This window comes from Streptomyces sp. DSM 118878, assembly GCF_052936595.1.
This window is the reverse complement of record NZ_CP193622.1, coordinates 768,716-785,124: the sequence shown is the minus strand read 5'-3', so window position 1 is coordinate 785,124 and position 16,409 is coordinate 768,716. Positions and strand designations below refer to the sequence as shown.

15 protein-coding genes are annotated in these 16,409 nt (G+C 72.4%); 7 read left to right on the top strand and 8 right to left on the bottom strand.

Annotation, left to right across the window (positions count from 1 at the left end):
• The first annotated feature begins 167 nt into the window (after positions 1 to 167).
• Entirely contained in the window at positions 168 to 1,040 is an 873-nt protein-coding gene (locus ACRAKF_RS03380; RefSeq protein WP_447035266.1) for an SAM-dependent methyltransferase, read from the top strand.
• Between the two features lie 252 nt (positions 1,041 to 1,292).
• On the top strand, positions 1,293 to 2,168 hold the full coding sequence (locus ACRAKF_RS03375; RefSeq protein ID WP_447041786.1) for a TauD/TfdA dioxygenase family protein: 876 nt from the start codon (positions 1,293 to 1,295) through the stop codon (positions 2,166 to 2,168).
• Here the strand turns inward: ACRAKF_RS03375 and ACRAKF_RS03370 are convergent.
• The 4 genes from ACRAKF_RS03370 to ACRAKF_RS03355 form a co-directional block, all read right to left on the bottom strand.
• Positions 2,162 to 2,695, bottom strand: coding sequence for a GNAT family N-acetyltransferase (locus ACRAKF_RS03370; protein WP_447035264.1), 534 nt, complete (start codon positions 2,693 to 2,695; stop codon positions 2,162 to 2,164). The two genes, ACRAKF_RS03375 and ACRAKF_RS03370, sit on opposite strands and share 7 nt — an antisense overlap.
• A 138-nt stretch (positions 2,696 to 2,833) precedes the next feature.
• Positions 2,834 to 3,274: an SSI family serine proteinase inhibitor gene (locus tag ACRAKF_RS03365; RefSeq protein WP_447035262.1), complete on the bottom strand. Its 441-nt coding sequence runs from the start codon at positions 3,272 to 3,274 to the stop codon at positions 2,834 to 2,836.
• Between the two features lie 290 nt (positions 3,275 to 3,564).
• Positions 3,565 to 4,755 carry a diaminopropionate ammonia-lyase gene (locus ACRAKF_RS03360; RefSeq protein WP_447035260.1) on the bottom strand — a complete coding sequence of 397 codons (1,191 nt, stop codon included), beginning with the start codon at positions 4,753 to 4,755 and terminating at the stop codon, positions 3,565 to 3,567.
• 49 nt (positions 4,756 to 4,804) lie between these two features.
• Complete coding sequence (locus tag ACRAKF_RS03355) at positions 4,805 to 5,248, bottom strand: DUF3093 family protein (RefSeq protein ID WP_447035258.1); 444 nt, start codon at positions 5,246 to 5,248, stop codon at positions 4,805 to 4,807.
• A 235-nt stretch (positions 5,249 to 5,483) separates the two neighbouring features.
• Here ACRAKF_RS03355 and ACRAKF_RS03350 point away from each other — a divergent pair, with 235 nt between their 5' ends.
• The gene (locus ACRAKF_RS03350; RefSeq protein WP_447035256.1) at positions 5,484 to 8,288 is read left to right on the top strand and encodes an alpha/beta hydrolase family protein; all 2,805 of its coding nucleotides are present in this window, start codon (positions 5,484 to 5,486) and stop codon (positions 8,286 to 8,288) included.
• Between the two features lie 39 nt (positions 8,289 to 8,327).
• Here the strand turns inward: ACRAKF_RS03350 and ACRAKF_RS03345 are convergent, their stop codons facing one another.
• On the bottom strand, positions 8,328 to 9,233 hold the full coding sequence (locus ACRAKF_RS03345) for a S41 family peptidase (protein ID WP_447035254.1): 906 nt from the start codon (positions 9,231 to 9,233) through the stop codon (positions 8,328 to 8,330).
• A gap of 58 nt (positions 9,234 to 9,291) precedes the next feature.
• Here ACRAKF_RS03345 and ACRAKF_RS03340 point away from each other — a divergent pair, with 58 nt between their 5' ends.
• Complete coding sequence (locus ACRAKF_RS03340) at positions 9,292 to 9,855, top strand: ArsR/SmtB family transcription factor (RefSeq protein WP_447035252.1); 564 nt, start codon at positions 9,292 to 9,294, stop codon at positions 9,853 to 9,855.
• 105 nt (positions 9,856 to 9,960) lie between these two features.
• The gene (locus tag ACRAKF_RS03335; RefSeq protein ID WP_447035249.1) at positions 9,961 to 10,458 is read left to right on the top strand and encodes a GNAT family N-acetyltransferase; all 498 of its coding nucleotides are present in this window, start codon (positions 9,961 to 9,963) and stop codon (positions 10,456 to 10,458) included.
• A gap of 22 nt (positions 10,459 to 10,480) precedes the next feature.
• Here ACRAKF_RS03335 and ACRAKF_RS03330 read toward each other — a convergent pair whose 3' ends face one another.
• Positions 10,481 to 11,374: a hypothetical protein gene (locus tag ACRAKF_RS03330; protein WP_447035247.1), complete on the bottom strand. Its 894-nt coding sequence runs from the start codon at positions 11,372 to 11,374 to the stop codon at positions 10,481 to 10,483.
• A gap of 138 nt (positions 11,375 to 11,512) precedes the next feature.
• Between ACRAKF_RS03330 and ACRAKF_RS03325 the strand changes: the two genes are divergently transcribed.
• The gene (locus ACRAKF_RS03325; protein ID WP_447035245.1) at positions 11,513 to 12,244 is read left to right on the top strand and encodes a class I SAM-dependent methyltransferase; all 732 of its coding nucleotides are present in this window, start codon (positions 11,513 to 11,515) and stop codon (positions 12,242 to 12,244) included.
• A 147-nt stretch (positions 12,245 to 12,391) separates the two neighbouring features.
• On the opposite strand, the gene ACRAKF_RS03320 is transcribed toward ACRAKF_RS03325, so the two are convergent.
• A complete protein-coding gene (locus ACRAKF_RS03320; protein WP_447035243.1) occupies positions 12,392 to 12,868 on the bottom strand; it encodes a VOC family protein in 477 nt (158 codons plus the stop codon).
• A gap of 91 nt (positions 12,869 to 12,959) precedes the next feature.
• Positions 12,960 to 13,742 (bottom strand): arylamine N-acetyltransferase family protein, encoded by a 783-nt coding sequence (locus ACRAKF_RS03315; RefSeq protein ID WP_447035241.1) that lies wholly within the window; start codon positions 13,740 to 13,742, stop codon positions 12,960 to 12,962.
• Between the two features lie 243 nt (positions 13,743 to 13,985).
• On the opposite strand from ACRAKF_RS03315, the gene ACRAKF_RS03310 reads away from it, so the two are divergent.
• The gene (locus tag ACRAKF_RS03310; protein ID WP_447035239.1) at positions 13,986 to 16,307 is read left to right on the top strand and encodes an ATP-binding cassette domain-containing protein; all 2,322 of its coding nucleotides are present in this window, start codon (positions 13,986 to 13,988) and stop codon (positions 16,305 to 16,307) included.
• Positions 16,308 to 16,409: the final 102 nt, after the last annotated feature.

Here is a 16,409-nt window from a genome sequence, read left to right as displayed (position 1 = left end):
GCCGGAGAAGTCACCCGCCCGTGCACCGCCTCCCGGATGGCTCAACCACCCGTCAGGCCAACCCTGTTGACTTCTCCCACGCGGTTCACCCGAACGTGGATCACCGGCTAGTGTCACGGTCACCGATCACGTTCCGTGAAGCGCAAGGGAGAGGTGGAGAGCCCACAGTGGACAGCGACAACCGGCCCGGGACGGTGGACCCGGCGTCCATCCCCTACGACATCCCGACCTCGGCACGCGCCTACGGCTGGATGCTGGGCGGCAAGGACAACTACGAGGTGGACCGGGACTTCCTGCTCTCCACCCTGCCCTCGTTCCCGGAGTGCGTCGACATAGCCCGGCAGAACCGCGAATTCCTCTTCCGCGTGGTGCGGTATCTGACCCGCGAGGCCGGCATCCGGCAGTTCATCGACATGGGCTGCGGTCTGCCCACCGACGACAACGTCCACCAGGTCGCCCAGCGCTTCGCCCCGGACGCCCGCGTCGTCTACGTGGACATCGACCCGATCGTCCTCGCGCACGGCCGCGCGCTGCTCGCCGACGACGCGTCGACCACCGTGATCCACGGTGACATGCGGGACCAGGAGGCGGTCCTCGGCCACCCCGACGTCGCGCGGCTCATCGACTTCGACGAGCCGGTCGCGGTCCTCTTCCTCTCCGTGGGCCACCACCTCGTCGACGCCGACGGGCCCCGGCGCGTCCTGCGGACCATCATCGACCGGGCCGCACCCGGCAGCCTCCTCGGCTTCTCGCAGGTGGTTGCCGACGACGCGGCCCGGGGTGCCGCGATGACCGCGCACATCTCCGGCGGCGGCGTCCCGTGGCAGACCCGCACCCCCGCCGAGGTCGACGCGCTCCTCGAAGGCCTCGACCCGCTCGACCCCGGTCTGGTGAACCTCACCGACTGGCGGCCCGACGCCGGCCAGCCGCCGCTCGCACCCGTCGACGAGGACCTCGTCCCCTACCTCGGCGCCACCGAAGCCAACAAGGGCATCTACGAGTACGGGGGAGTGCTGCGGGTGGCGCGCCGCGACGGCTGACGTCAAGGACCGGTTGACCCGGGGGGGCGGTACACCCCAGAATGACGACCATGATCCAGCACCTGACCGCCGCCGAGCGGACGTTCGGCGTCCCGTGGCGGCGCGGGTGCGAGCGATCGGGCCGCTAGCTGCCGGAGTCCTCTCCGCACGGCCGCCCGTTCGCACTCTCTTCGAAGGATCATTCCCGCCATGACTGTCACCGACCGCGCCCCTTCCCCGGTTCTGCGCGAGGCCCGCGTCCCCGCCGACGGCATGTACGAGGGCCGCCGCACCCTGCACCGCCTCCCCGAGGGCTGGCAGGAGCGGCCGTACGAACTGATCGAGGTCGTCCCGCAGGGGCGCGTCATCGGCGCCGAGATCCGCGGCGCCGACCTCACGCGGCCCCTCACGCCCGCCCTGCGCGAGGAGCTGAACCGCGCCCTCCTCGAATGGAAGGTGCTGTTCTTCCGCGGGGCCGACATCACCTCCGAGCAGCAGCGCGCCTTCGCCCGCAACTGGGGCGAGCTCGAGACCAACCCGCTGCTCGCCCGCGGCTCCGCCGACGACGTCGTCCGCTTCGACAAGGGCGGCAGCGCCACCCCCACGTACGAGAACGTCTGGCACACGGACGTCACCTTCCGCGAGCGTCCGGCCCTCGGCGCGGTGCTCCAGCTCCGCGAGGTGCCGCCCTACGGCGGGGACACCATGTGGGCCGACATGGCCGCCGCGTACGACAACCTGCCCGAAACCGTCAAGGAACGGATCGAAGGGGCGCGGGCCGTGCACGACTTCATCCCCGGCTTCGCCCGTTTCTACGGCCCCGACAAGCTCGTCCCGCACCAGGACCGTTTCCCGCCCGTCACCCACCCCGTGGTGCGCACCCACCCGGAGACCGGGCGGCGGATGCTCTTCGTCAACACCTCCTTCACCACGCACATCGTCGGCATGGACCGCGACGAGAGCGACCGGCTCCTGAGCTTCCTCGTGCGCCAGGCCCATGTGCCGGAGTACCAGGTGCGCTTCCACTGGCAGGCGGGCGACGTCGCGTTCTGGGACAACCGCGCGACCCAGCACTACGCGGTCGACGACTACGCGCCGCACCGCCGGGTCGCGGAACGCGTCGCGATCACGGGCGACCGCCCCTACTGATACCGCCAGCGGATCTCGCCGTCATGGACCGTGTCCGTGGGGGTGAGACCGGCCGCCGCCGCGACGGCTGCCGACGCCGCGTGGTCGGGATGGATGTGCGCGACCACCGTGCGCACGTCCTGCCGTGCCAGCCAGTCCACCAGGCCACGGGCCGCCTCCGTCGCGATCCCGCGCCGCTGCCAGGCGGCTCCGACCACCCAGGCGATCTCCGCGACGGGTCCGGGCGCGCCGGGGGCGACGGTGGCCTGCACGGTGCCCACCAGGGGGGTGCCGCCGTCCTCGCGGAGGCGGATGACCCAGTTGCACCAGGAGACGCCGGGGTCGGGGGAGCCCGCGAGCATGCGCCGGTAGCGGGCGCGGAGCGCGCCGACGTCGTCGGGGGCGCCGCCGATGAAGGTGTGCAGCGCCGGATCGTCCAGTACGACGGCCAGGGCATCGGCGTGCTCGACGCGCAGCGGTACGAGGTCGAGGCGGGCCGTGCGGATCCCGGTGGGCCTCAGCGGGCTGCCGGAGGGCGGAGTGGGCATGTGCGCATTGTGCCCCGGCCGCGCACTACGGCCCCCGGTGCCCGAGAGCACCGGGGGCCGACCCGCGCCCCGGCGGCCTTCCCCCACGAAAGGAGACCGGGGCTACCCTGAGTGTGGATCAGGGTCCTTGCGGTCCCGTCAGAAGGCCAGAGCGGCGCCCTCCCCGAGACCCGCCTTCATCTCGCACCGGTTGGCGAAGGTGGTGGACCAGTTGACGTGCTTGCCGGACCAGACGCCGGTGACGGAGACCGTGACGGGCCGCCACTCCTTGGTACAGACGACGCCGGACGTGCCGCCCACGAGCTGCGCGAACCGGCCGCCGGTAGCGGTCAGTTCGGCACACGCGGCAGCGGCCGAGGGGTGGGTACCGCCGGGGCGCGGCGCGCAGGTCAGCGTGACGGCGCGCTCCACCGTCGCGGAGGTGGCGTCCTCGCCCTGGCCGACCGTGAGCACCAGGGCGGACGGCGCGTAGAGGCCGGCCGGCTTCGGGGCCTCGGCGTGCGCGGTGCCTGATGTCGCGGCGAGGACGCAGGTCGCCGCCGCCGCGGCTGCTCCCACGATCCTGAGGGTGCGACGCATGGTGTGCTCTCCTTTTGTCGATGCGGGTGTTGACTGCACTGAGGAGTCTTGCCTGCGCGGAGAGTGAGCGCCACACGTGTGGTCGATTTCCGGATGGGCGTGTTCGTTCAGCGGTACTCGCATGGTCGTTCGGGCAGCTCAAGGCGGGTGGGGTCGAGCGCGTGGGCCTGTCCAGCATGTGGACAACCGGCATTGGTATAAAGCCAGACGACCGCCTGACCTGCGGCGTCGCGAAATTGGTTCTTCCTTCGACTATCGGCAACGACCGAAAATGATCGCTGACGGAGAACTCACCGTGAAGGCGGGCGGATGCCCCGGGTCGCCGGAGATGTCCCCTGGGTGTACGGGTTGGCGGCCGTGCCCTCCGTGCTGAGGAGGACGACGGTGGACGAGGGCCCCAAGCCCAGGTCGGCCCTGCGTTCCGCGCTGCCCTCGCCGGTGAGGGCGGCGCGCACCCCGGCGAGCGGCGCGGCGCCGCACGGACCGGACGAGACGCCGAGCTCCGCGAGGTCGCGCGCGGCCGCCGCGCTGTCGGCGTCGGTGACGGCGACCGCCGCGTCGAGCCCGTCGCGCAGCGGGGGCCACGCGAGCGCGGACGGCGAGCCGCAGTTGAGCCCGGCCATGGTCGTGACGCCGGTCGGCACGCTGCTGAGCCGCCCCGCGCGCAGGCTGGTCAGCAGGCCGGCGGCGCCCTCGGGTTCCACCGAGAGGAGCGCGGGAGGCGTGTCGTGGCGATCGGCCGCGCGAGGCCGGCCGCGGTAGTGCGTGACGGCGGCCTGCGCGAGCGACCCCACGCCCACGGGGACCGCGACCAGCGAGGGCGTTCGTACGCCCGTGGCGGCCAGTTGGGCGTCGATCTCGGTGAACAGCGTGGCGTACCCCTCGACGATGAGGGCGGGGATCTCCTCGTATCCCTCCCATGCCGTGTCCTGTATGAGTACGGCGTCCGGCGCCCTTGCCTCCTCCGCGGCGCGGAGCACCGCCGCGTCGTACGAGCCGGGCACGGCCGTGACCTCGGCGCCCTCGTCCTTGATGGCGGCCACGGCCGCCGGATGCACCCCGTCGGGCACGAAGACGTGCGTGCGCCGCCCGAGTTGCCGCGCCACGCGGGCCACGGCCCGGCCGTGATTGCCGTCCGTGGCGGTGACCAGGCGCAGCGGCGGCGCGCCGGAGTCCGCCGCCCCGTTCCGCTCGTGCCGCTCCAGGACGCGGTGGATCGCCCAGGACGCGCCGAGCGCCTTGAACGCGGGCAGGCCGAGCCGGGTCGACTCGTCCTTGACGAAGACGCGTGCCACGCCGAACTCCGTGGCGAGGGAGGGGAGTTCATGCAACGTGGTGGGCGCGTACTCGGGCAGCGCGGTGTGGAAGGCCCAGGCGTCGGACGGGAGCGGGGGACACGTCCACGACCGTGCGGCGGGCCGCGCGTACCAGGGGAGAGGGGAGGGAGAACCGGCCACGGAGTCAGTCGCTTGATCGATCACGGGACCAGCGTGCGACGCCCGGCCCCTCCCGGTCCAGGGACGGTGCCGGTCAGCCCCGCGAGAAGGCCAGCACGGCCGCCAGGTTCATGGGCTGCCGCGTCGAGACGTAGATGTACGGGGCGCCGCCGTAGGAGTTCCTCAGCTCGATGCGCAGGGCCGTGGGGATGTAGGAGCGCAGCAGGAGCAGCGCGTACGGGTTGGCCCTGACGGTCCGCCACTCGAAGGCCTCGCGTTCGTCGAGGATCTCGGTGGTGCCGAGCGCCTCGATCGGGATCTTCCGCCCGCCGACGACCAGGGAGCCCGGCGTCACGAGGATGCGCACCCTGCCGTGCGCGTACACGATGCCCGCGGACACGGCCATGCCGACCGCCGCCGCGGTCACCGCGGCGATCACACCGAAGGGAATCCCCGCCAGCGCGAGACCGGCCCCGCCGAGGGCGACCAGCGCCCACCAGGAGCGGGGGACGCTCAGCCGCTCTTCGTAGATGTGCATGACCGAATCCTGGCAGGGGCGCTCACCAGGACGCGCGGAGGGTTCCCCTCGCGGCGTGCCACACCCGCGGTCCGGCGTGCCACACCCGCGGCCCGGCGCGGCCTTCCCTGCCGTCGGTGCTTGCCGTGAGGCAACGCCGAGTGGTTCTTCACCGTCCTCGATGAGGCAGGAGGGGCACGCCAGTTCGGCTGGGTGCCCTGAGAAGCCTGAGAAGAGTGAGTCGAGGAGGACCATTTTGAGACGTGTCCCACGCGTGGCGGCCACGGCGCTGGCGGTGCTGGCGCTCGCGGCGGTGACCCCGGGGGCCGCGCACGCGCTGCCGTCGGCCGACCCCCCGCCACCCGCGTCGCCCACCGCCTCGCCCGCCGAGTCGCCCGTCCCGCCCGGCAGCGGCGACGGACTCCCGGAGGGCTGGCGGCTGGCCGGTGAGGGCAGCGGCACGGAGCTGGTCTGGGCCGCGGACGAGCCGGTGCCCATGGGCGACGCCCGGGTCGAGTTCTACGCCGGGGACAGGCTCCTGGGCAGGCCGTCGGCCACGCGGGACCGCCGGTCGTTCCGGCTGCCGCTGAACGGCGAGGGCATCGGCCCGGCGCAGAAGCTGCGGGTGCTGGCCGGCGGGCGCCGCCTGGACGCGGCGGGACCCGCACCGCGGACGAGGGCCCCACGAGCCGCGTCGCCCGCGGCGCTCCCGCCGGCCAACGCGGTCGACCCGGGCAAGAAGGGCCGGTACCGCACCACCGGCGGCGAGTACACCCTCAAGTCGGTGAAACTGCCGGGCCTCCCGGAACCGGTGGAGATGCGGGCCGACGTGATCGGCCCCGTGAACGCGCCGGGGAAGCGGCCGCTCGCGCTGTTCCTGCACGGCCGCCACTACACCTGCTACGGGACGGGCGACGGACAGGGAGGCGGCTGGCCCTGCGGACGCGGCACGAAGCCGGTGCCGAGCCACGCGGGCTACCACAAGGCCCAGGAACTCCTGGCCTCCCAGGGCTACGTCACCGTGTCCATCGCCGCCAACGGCATCAACGGCCAGGACGACCTCGCCGAGGACGGCGGCGCGCAGGCCCGCTCCTCGCTGGTGCGGCTGCACCTCGGCCGCTGGGCGGACTGGGCCGAGCAGCCGTCCGGCGCCCCGGCGGCCGTACGTGCCCTCGCGCCCGCCGACCTCTCCCGCGTCCTGCTCGTGGGCCACTCCCGCGGCGGCGAGGGCGTCAACCGTGCCGCGCTCGACAGCCTCCACGCCCCGCCCGCCGACCAGGACGGCTACCACGGCCCGACGCGCTGGAAGATACGCGGCAACGTCCTGATAGGCCCCACCGCCTTCGGCCAGAACCCGGTGCCCGACGTGCCGTCCGCCACGATCCTGCCCGGCTGCGACGGAGACGTCTCCGACCTCCAGGGCGAGACCTACGTCGACGGGACGCGCCGGGTCAGCCGTGGGGCCGCCCTGCACAGCGCGGTGTACATGGTGGGCGCCAACCACAACTTCTTCAACAGCGAGTGGACTCCGGGGCAGGCGACGGCGCCCGCCGACGACGACTTCGGCGACGACACCGACCCGCTGTGCTCACCGGAGAAGAAGACCCGGCTCACCGCCTCCCAGCAGCAGCGCGCGGGAGCCACGTACATCGCCGCCGCGGCCAGGCTGTTCGTCGCGGGCGACGACCGGGTGCGCCCCCTCTTGGACGGCGCGGAGCGGCGTGCTCCCTCGGCGGATCCCGCGCGCGTGCTGACCCACGCCGTGGGCGCACGCCGGACGGCCGCCTTCCTGCCGGACGCCTCGACCACGGTCAGGGGCGGCAAGGTCTGCGCCCAGGTGGACACGAGCGCGGCCCGCGCCTGCCTGCCGTCCTCCACGGCGGGGACGTCACCGCACTTCGCCGAGTGGGAGGTCGCACCGGAGCCGGGCCGTGACGCGGTCGCGCTGCGCTGGACGCGGCCGGGCGACCCGGTGCGGGTGAGCCCCGCCCGCCCGGTCTCGCTCGCGGGCGCCGACCGCCTGGCACTGCGTCTGATCGTGCCGCCCAACACCACCGGCACGAAGCTCGACGTCACGCTCGTCGACGCCTCGGGCCACCGCGCGAAGCTCGGCCGCGTCCGTGTCGACGGCGTGCCGGGCAGTGCGCAAACCGCCTCGTACTGGGCGCGCGAGGTCCGCGTGCCGCTGTCGCCTGCGGTGCGGGACAAGCTGGACCTCAAGCGGGTGAAGACCCTGGAGCTCACCCCGCGCAGCCGCTCCGGCAAGGCCTGGCTGATGGACGCCTGGGGCTGGCGGCCGGGCACGCCCGCGGTGAAGCCCGTCGCACTGCCGCGCGTGGACGTGGGCCGGCTGACCGTGGACGAGGGGGACTCCGGGGTGCGGACCCACCACATCCCGGTCCGCGTCTCCGGCCGGGGCAGCGGCGAGGTCAGGCTGTTCCTGCCCGGGCCTGGCACCGACCGGGTCACCCACCGCACGGTGAAGGTACGGCCGGGCACGCACGACATCGACGTACCGGTCGAGGTGCGGGGCAACACCCGCTACGGCTACGACGTCGGCCACGACGCGTTCGTCAAGGCGGTGCGCGGCGCCGTGGTCGGCTCCCACCACGGCGGCGTGGCGGTGCGCGACGACGACCCGATGCCGAAGGTCACGCTCGAACCGGTCGCGGACCGGGTCACCGAGGGCAAACCCCTGAAGTGGCGGATGACGCTGTCGGAGACCGTGGACGCGGACATCACCGCCGGGATCTCCTTCCTGCCGGTCGACGGCGGTGCCGAGCTGTCCACGCTGGACGTGGACAAGGGCTGGCTGCGGGACGTGGTCGGCGTACCGGCCGGCCCGGCGCGCAAGCTGTCCCGGATGTCCGAGGACGACGAGTCCCTGTACGTCTCCGTGCCCGCCGGCAAGAAGAGCACCGAGGTACGCGTGCCCACCGTCAAGGACGACGTGCGCGAACCGGCCGAGTCCCTGAAGGCCCGCCTGTCGGTCTACGACGGAAGCTGGGAACCCCGGCCGGGCGGCCCGGTGGTCACCGGCACGGTCCGAAACGCCGGGTAGCACCCAAGGGGCCGCCCCACCCGGGGCGGCCCCGAACCGTCACCGCGGACTCTCCACCGCGAGGGCCTGCGCCCGGTCGAGCGCCTCGGCCGCCGGGCACGGGACATCGGGTCGTACGCCCGTGCCCTCCCAGTTGGTGCCCGACACCGGATTGACCGAGCGGCCCACCGGTATCGAGGCCTCCAGGTGCGGATGCACCGTCCAGCCCTCGCGCGGGTGCGCGCCGCCGGTGGTGGCCTCGCCCACGACGACGGCCCGCCCGAGCTGCTGGAGGTCGTAGGCGAGCTCCTCGGCAGCCGAGAAGGTGCGGGAACCCGTCAGCACATAGAGCGGCTTGCTGCCGCCGAAACGCGCGCCGGGGACATGCGGCGGGCTCCAGGACTGTTCGAGGCGCTCGCCGTCACGCCAGTACATCGTGTTGAGGTGGGTGCGCTCGTCCAGCAGATGGCCGCAGACGAAGGCGACCGTGTCCGGGTCGCCGCCGGTGTTGCCGCGGAGATCGATGATGAGCGCCTCGGCCGGGGCGACCAGGTTGAGCGCGGCGGTCAGCGGCCCGGCGGACCACGAGAGCGGGAAGAGCGCGGGGGCCAGTTCGAGCAGGGCGACACGGCCGTTCAGCAGCTCCACCCGGGGAGCGCCGCCCAGCGAGGACGCGAACTGCCCGCGCATCGCCGCCAGCGCGGCGGCTCCCTGTTCCTCGGGCACCTGCTCGGCGTGGTACTTCAGCCGTAGATGCAGATCGCCGTTGAGCGACCGCAGGTCCTCGGTGACCAGGTGGCCCAGCTTCTCGGCCTCCCCGACGTCGTACACGCCATCGGCCAGACGCTGCCGCAGCAGTTCCGCGAGGCGTTGCCCGACGTCCGGGAACACGTAGTGGTCGAGCAGGAGTTGGGCGGTCTCTTCGACGACGGCGGCGACACTGAGCTGCTTCGTGGCGGTGGTCATGAGAGGGGAGTAGAGCAGCCCTCTTCCCAAAGCGTCAAGAAGATTGGACACTTGCTGCATGTCCGAGCCTCAGCCGCCTCAGCCGCCTCAGTCACCTCAGTCGTCACAGCCGCCTCAGCCGCCGAGCCGCGTCCTGGAGGTCGATTCACCGCAGCAGCACGCCGCGCTTGCCCACCCGCTGCGCCAGCGCCTGCTCTTCACCCTCGGCCACCGCCCCGCCACGATCAGCCAGTTGGCGGCACGGCTCGGCACCGGCAAGGGCAACGTGGCCCATCACCTGAAGGTGCTGCGCACCGCGGGCCTGGTGCACGTCACGGAGACCCGCAAGGTCAGGGGCGGCACCGAGCAGTACTACCAGCGGGTCGCCGAACGCATGACCGTCGCCGAGCCGCAGGCCGCGGGAACCGCCGCGATGCTGGGTGCCGTGGCCCAGGAACTGGACCGCTCAGCCAGGACCACGCTCTCCCTGCGGCATGTGCGCCTCAGCCCCGAACGGGCGCGGCGTCTCGGTGAGACGCTCGCCCGGCTGGTCGACGAGGCCGAGGAGGACGCGGACGACCAGCCGGTGCACGGCGTGCTCGTGGCGCTGTACGAGCACGCGGAGGGGGAGGGGACCGACTGAACCCGCGAGCGACCCCGCAGCGAAGGCCCCTGGTGCCGCTCGTCGAACTCGATGGTCGCGTGGTGGTCGCGTGGTGGTTGCTCGGGGGGTGCGTAGGGTTCTTTCATGTTCACGTCTTCAACGACCCACTCGCTCCAGTTGCTTCGCGCCGAGCATGCCCCCGCGCTGCTCGCCTTCGAGGAGGCGAACCGTGCCTATTTCGCCGCGTCGGTCCCCGACCGCGGTGACGCCTACTTCGAACACTTCGCGGCACGGCACAGCGCCCTCCTCGCCGAACAGGCCGCGGGTGACTGCTACTTCCACGTCCTCGTGGGAGACGGGGGAGAGGTGCTCGGGCGGGTCAACCTCGTCGACGTGGCGGACGGCGGCGCCGAGCTCGGTTACCGGATCGCGGAGAAGGCGACGGGCCAGGGCCTCGCCACGAGTGCCGTGCGACAGGCCTGCGACCTCGCCGTCACCGCGTACGGTCTCACCGGGCTCCGCGCCGCCACGACGCTCGACAACCCCGCCTCACGGGCCGTGCTCACCCGTGCCGGCTTCGTGCCCACGGGCGACGTCCGCCTCGACGGCAGGCCGGGCACCAGCTTCGCTCTGACGCTCTGACGCCCTTCCGGCGGGGGCCGGTTCAGTCCGTGCGCGGCCGTGATTCGTGCAGCCGCGCGTGGTACCGGCCCGCGGACTCCCGCCCGGTGGGGTCCGCACCGGCCCGGATGACCTGACGTACGGCGTCACGCCGCTCCTCCGGGCTGGTGAACAGCCGCTGCGGATAGGTCCGCGCCGTGTCCGTGACGGTGGCCAGGCCGTGCGCGGCCAGGGTCGCCGCGATGCGCCCGTAGGGCACGGTCCGCAGGACGAACGCGCTCACCCACACCGGTTCACGGGCACAGTCGAGCAGTGCGTCGAAGGTGCGGTGGGAGATGTAGCCGATGCCGCCGGTGACGGTGATGAGCCCGGTACGGGCGACCGCGCGGCGCAGCGCGGGACTGGGCGGGTGCCGCTCCAGGTTCTCCGCGTACGCCTCGTCGAGCAGGCCGACGTCCAGCGCGTACCGCGTGGCGTTCGGCGCGGTGTCGAGCCCGATGATCTCCGTGGCGTCCGGGCGCCGCCGCAGGGCGTAGAACTCCTTGTCGCGCTCGATGAGCTCCTGCGTGGTGAGCGCGGCGACCTTCGGCGACGTGTAGTGGGCGTACAGGTCGGCGAGGGTGACGTCGTGGTTGAGCAGCGCCGCGTTGACGCCGTACGAGCAGCAGAGGTCGAGTACGGTCAGCGGCTGCCCGGCGGCGAGGACCCGGGAGCGCAGCTCGCGCGTGTGGCGGAACACGACCTGGGCGTGGTGCGGGATCTCGTACTCGTACGGGGCCAGCGTGCGGAAGTAGTCGCGCGGGTCCGGCTGGTCGTAGATGTCGTCGAAGCGGGTCTTGCCCGACGCGGTCGCCGGCCTGTGCCGGTCTGTCGCGGGCCGGTCTGTCGCGGGTCGGCCTGTCGTGGGCTGGTCGGTCCTGGGCTGGTCGGTGGTCATGGAACACCTCCGGAGGTACGGGACGGGGGCTGAGCCGAGGTGCAGCTCTACCCGAACCGCGCCGCCCCCGACAGACCTCGTGGCGGTAACCGGCCATGGCACCGCCCCGGGACCGCCGCCCTGGCTACCCTGGTGCCGATGTTCACCTCCCAGGGTCCCACGCTGCGCGAACTGGCCGTTCAGGCGCTCTCCTCCACCGAGCGGGGCTACGACCTGCTCGCCCCGAAGTTCGACCGGACACCGTTCCGCACGCCTGACCGTTTTCTGGCCGCGACGGCCGAAGTTCTGCGCCCGCTCGGCCCCTTCGACGCCGGTCTCGATGTGTGCTGCGGGACGGGGGCGGGCGTGTCGACGCTGCTGCCGCTCTGCCGGGAGCGGGTCACCGGGGTGGATTTCAGCGCGGGGATGCTGGGGGCCGCCGCGGCGGCGGTGCGGGGCGGCCCCGGGGACGGGCCCACGGTCGGATTCGTCCGGGCCGATGCCCGCGCCCTGCCCTTCGCCGGTGACTTCGACGTGGCCGTCAGCTTCGGGGCCTTCGGCCACTTCCTGCCCGCCGAGCGCCCCGCGCTCTTCGCCGGCGTCCACCGGGCGCTGCGCCCCGGCGGCCTCTTCGCGTTCCCGATCGGCGCCCCGCAGCCGGTCCGCTCCCCGTGGCACTGGGCGCTGCTCGGCTTCGACGGGGTGATGCGGGTCCGCAACGCGCTGTGGCGCCCGCCGTTCGTCATGTACTACCGCACCTTCGAGCTGTCCGCCGTACGCGAGGAGCTCATCCGCGCCGGCTTCGAGGTGCGGCTGCTGCCCCTGGAGGAGTTCGGCCGCCGCCCGGACGGAAGCCCACACTGGCGGCTGGTGGTGGCCCGGAAGGTGTGAGGGGCCGGTGGGCCACTTCGCCCGCGCGGCCCCCGGGTCGGGCCGTCCGGGGTCGGGCCGCCCCGGGGGTCGGGCCGGCGACTGCCGACAGGCGGCGGGCGGTGGGCGCGTACGGCGGACGGCCGCTGCCGGGGACGCCCTCTCCTCCTACGCCTTCGCGTCCGCCGCCGCGTACAGCCCCGCCACGTCCAGCTTCTTCATGCCGAACATCGCCTGCGTCGCCCGCTGGGCGCGTGCCGGGTCCGGGTCGCCGAGCAGCTCGGTGAGGGCGGCCGGGATCACCTGCCAGGACAGGCCGTACTTGTCCTTGAGCCAGCCGCAGGGGCCCTCCTCGCCGCCTTCGGCGAGCTTGGACCAGTAGTGGTCGACCTCCTGCTGGTCAGCACAGTCGATCGTGAAGGAGACGGCCTCGGTGAACTGGAACTCGGGGCCGCCGTTGATCGCCGTGAACGGATTGCCGTCCAGCTCGAACTCGACCGTCATGACGGTGCCGGCCGGGCGCGGAGCGTCCTCCCCGTAGTGCGAGACGTTCTTGATGGAGCTGTTCGGGAAGACCGAGCAGTAGAACGTCGCGGCCTCCTCGCTCTGCATGTCGAACCAGAGGTTCGGCGTGATCTTCGGCATGAGGCTCTCCTGTCCCGTGTCGCGGCCGCGGGCTGCTGCCACGCTCTTGGTACAGAGACTGCCGCGCCGCCCGGAACTCATCGCCGTACCGTCAGGCAATGTGCCGGAGAACGGGTTCCCCCTTCAGGACGACGCCGAAGTGCCGCTCGTACGCCGCCAGCACCTGAGCCTTCGACGTCAGCTCGGTCACCTGGCGCTCGCCGCCCACCGTCGTGGTGAGCTTGCGGCCGCTCAGCGTGATCCGGCCGTCCTCGGTGAGGATCGAGCAGACCAGGTTCCGGGTGAAGTGGGACTCCGGTGACGTCCGGTGGTACCAGGCGCCGGCGCTGAAGTCGGCCAGCTCGCGCGGGCGGAGCTCCAGGACGTACTGCGGGCTCCCGGCGTGGACCACGTCCAGGTCGCCCCCAGCGGTCTCCACCAGGCGGAACGTGCCCGCGGGATCGGTCTGCTCGCCCCGCTCGTCGAAGCGGAGCGGCAACTGGCTGTGGGCGCCGAAGCCGACGTCGGCCAGCCAGTCGCCGCCCTCCTCCGTGCGCACGCGCAGCGCGAGGTGGTCGTAGGGGATGCCGAGCCGTCCCCCCTCGCCGTACACCCGCGCCTGGAGCAGGGTGACGTCGAAGCCGAGGGAGGTGAGGAGGGCCGCGAACGCGCCGTTGAGTTCGTAGCAGAAGCCGCCTCGGTGCGCGTCCACCACCTTCGCCACCAGGGCCTCGTCGCGGAGTTCGATCTCCTCGCCGAGGTGGATCGAGAGGTTCTCGAAGGGGACGCTGCGCAGATGCGCCACGTGCAGCTCACGCAGCGCCCGCGCGCTCGGCGAAGCGGGGCGCTTGACGCCGATGCGCCGCAGGTAGGCATCGGTCTGTTCGGTATGCATGGGGCCAGTCTGGAGGAGGTCCTGGCGCCCGGACCACAGACCTCCGCCGACGGCGGCCACCCCGGACGCCCCGCCCCCCGGCACCCGCCCCCGGCACCTGCCCGCGGAAAACCTCTTCGCTGGAATTGGGTACGGTGTACGCTTTCCCTGTCTCCGCCTCCGACTCGCCCCCCCCGGCCTCTGACTCCGCCCTGCCCTGCCCTGCCCTGCCCCGCCCTGTCCTGTCCTGCCAAGGAGTGCCCCGTGCAGACCGACCCCGCCGCCAGCCACCCCACCTCCGCCGACAGTCACACCGTCATCCAGGTCCGCGGCGCCCGCGAGAACAACCTGCGGAACATCTCCGTCGACGTGCCCAAGAGGCGGCTCACCGTCTTCACCGGAGTCTCCGGATCGGGCAAGTCCTCGCTCGTCTTCGGCACCATCGCCGCAGAGTCGCAGCGGCTGATCAACGAGACGTACACGGCCTTCGTCCAGTCCTTCATGCCGAGCCTCGGCCGCCCCGACGTCGACGCGCTGCGCAACCTCAGCGCGGCGATCGTCGTCGACCAGGAGCGGATGGGCGCCAACTCGCGCTCCACGGTGGGCACCGCCACCGACGCGTACACCATGCTGCGGATCATCTTCAGCCGCCTGGGCGTCCCCGGTATCGGCACGTCGGCGGCGTTCAGCTTCAACCTGCCCGAGGGCATGTGTCCCGAGTGCGAGGGCACCGGCGAGGTCTCCACGGTCGACGTCGACCAGATCGTGGACCGCTCGCTCTCGCTCAACGAGGGCGCTCTCCTCGTGCCGTACTACGCGGTCGACTCCTGGAGCTGGCAGGTCATGGCCCACTCCGGTTTCTACGATCCCGACACCAAGCTCGCCGACTTCACCGAGCAGGAGTGGGCCGACCTCCTCCACAAGGGGCCCGTCAAGGTGAAGGTCGGCTCCAACGGCTTCACCTACGAGGGCCTCGTCGCCAAGATGCAACGGACCTGGCTCGCCAAGGACCGCGACTCCCTCCAGCCGCACATCAAGGCCTTCGTGGACCGCGCGGTCGTCTTCGCGCGCTGCCCGGTCTGTGACGGAACCCGGCTCTCCGCCGCCGCGCTCTCCTCGCGGATCGACGGGCGCAACATCGCCGAGTGCTCGTCGATGCAGATCAGCGATCTCGCCGCGTTCGTACGCGAGCTCGACGACCCCGGTGTCGCGCCGCTCATCGCCGGGCTGCGGGAGCTGTTGGAGTCGCTGACCGAGATCGGGCTCGGGTACCTCAGTCTGGACCGGCCGTCCGGCTCGCTGTCCGGGGGTGAGGCGCAGCGCGTGAAGATGGTCCGCCACCTCGGTTCCAGCATCACCGACGTCACGTACGTATTCGACGAGCCCACGATCGGCCTGCACCCCCACGACATACAGCGGATGAACGACCTGCTCGTCCGGCTGCGGGACAAGGGCAACACCGTGCTCGTGGTGGAGCACAAACCCGAGGTCATCGAGATCGCCGACCATGTGGTGGATCTGGGGCCCGGGGCAGGTGAGGCGGGCGGGACCGTCTGCTACACCGGTGACGTGGCGGGGCTGCGGGCCTCGGGGACGCTGACCGGACGGCATCTGGGCCACCGCGCCCGGCTGCGCGAGACGGTGCGCACGCCCACCGGGCAGCTCTCCGTCAAGGGCGCCGACCTGCACAACCTCAAGGACGTCGAGGTCGACATCCCGGCCGGCGTGCTCACCGTCGTCACCGGAGTCGCGGGCTCGGGCAAGAGCTCGCTGATCCACGGCTACCTCTCCGTCCGGGACGGTGTGGCCGTCGCCGACCAGTCGCCGATCCGGGGCTCCCGGCGCAGCAATCCGGCGACGTACACCGGGCTCCTCGGCCCGATCCGCACCGCCTTCGCCAAGGCCAACGGCGTCAAGGCGGCGCTGTTCAGCGCGAATTCCGAGGGCGCGTGCCCCGCCTGCAACGGGCTCGGCCTGGTCTACACCGACCTGGCGATGATGGCCGGGGTGGCGTCGGTGTGCGAGAAGTGCGGCGGCGAGCGCTTCACCGCCGAGGTGCTCACCTACCGGTTGCGCGGCAAGAACATCAGCGAGGTCCTCGGCATGTCGGTGGCCGAGGCGCGCGGCTTCTTCGGCTCCGGGGAGGAGTCCGGCTCCCGGCAGACGTCCACCTCCCGGCAGGCGCACGCCATCCTGGGCCGGCTCTTCGACGTCGGTCTCGGCTATCTGAGGCTCGGTCAGCCGCTCGACACGCTCTCGGGCGGTGAGCGCCAGCGGCTGAAACTCGCCATTCACATGGCGGAGAAGTCGTCGACGTACATCCTCGACGAGCCGACCACCGGACTGCACCTGGCCGACGTCGACAAGCTCCTCGCCCTCCTCGACCGCCTCGTCGACGACGGCAACACCGTGATCGTCATCGAGCACCACCAGGCCGTCATGGCCCACGCCGACTGGATCGTGGACCTGGGCCCCGGCGGTGGGCACGACGGCGGACGGGTGGTCTTCACGGGAACCCCGGCCGAACTCGTCGCCGCAGGGGACACCGTGACGGCACAGCACCTGAGGAAGTACGTGGCCGGCTAGCGAGGTGGGCCGTGGGCGTCAAGGCGTGGACATTTATGCACATCGTGCAGGTACCGGGTGAAGGGGAACCGAAGATTCCGCGCCAATGACGTCCAAACCGTT

Coding starts and splice junctions, on each gene's coding strand:
- ACRAKF_RS03370 (WP_447035264.1), bottom strand. CDS start 2,695: ATGCCCACTCCGCCCTCCGGCAGCCCGCTGAGGCCCACCGGGATCCGC.
- ACRAKF_RS03355 (WP_447035258.1), bottom strand. CDS start 5,248: ATGCACATCTACGAAGAGCGGCTGAGCGTCCCCCGCTCCTGGTGGGCG.
- ACRAKF_RS03365 (WP_447035262.1), bottom strand. CDS start 3,274: ATGCGTCGCACCCTCAGGATCGTGGGAGCAGCCGCGGCGGCGGCGACC.
- ACRAKF_RS03345 (WP_447035254.1), bottom strand. CDS start 9,233: ATGACCACCGCCACGAAGCAGCTCAGTGTCGCCGCCGTCGTCGAAGAG.
- ACRAKF_RS03320 (WP_447035243.1), bottom strand. CDS start 12,868: ATGCCGAAGATCACGCCGAACCTCTGGTTCGACATGCAGAGCGAGGAG.
- ACRAKF_RS03330 (WP_447035247.1), bottom strand. CDS start 11,374: ATGACCACCGACCAGCCCAGGACCGACCAGCCCACGACAGGCCGACCC.
- ACRAKF_RS03375 (WP_447041786.1), top strand. CDS start 1,293: ATGTACGAGGGCCGCCGCACCCTGCACCGCCTCCCCGAGGGCTGGCAG.
- ACRAKF_RS03315 (WP_447035241.1), bottom strand. CDS start 13,742: ATGCATACCGAACAGACCGATGCCTACCTGCGGCGCATCGGCGTCAAG.
- ACRAKF_RS03335 (WP_447035249.1), top strand. CDS start 9,961: ATGTTCACGTCTTCAACGACCCACTCGCTCCAGTTGCTTCGCGCCGAG.
- ACRAKF_RS03340 (WP_447035252.1), top strand. CDS start 9,292: ATGTCCGAGCCTCAGCCGCCTCAGCCGCCTCAGTCACCTCAGTCGTCA.
- ACRAKF_RS03325 (WP_447035245.1), top strand. CDS start 11,513: ATGTTCACCTCCCAGGGTCCCACGCTGCGCGAACTGGCCGTTCAGGCG.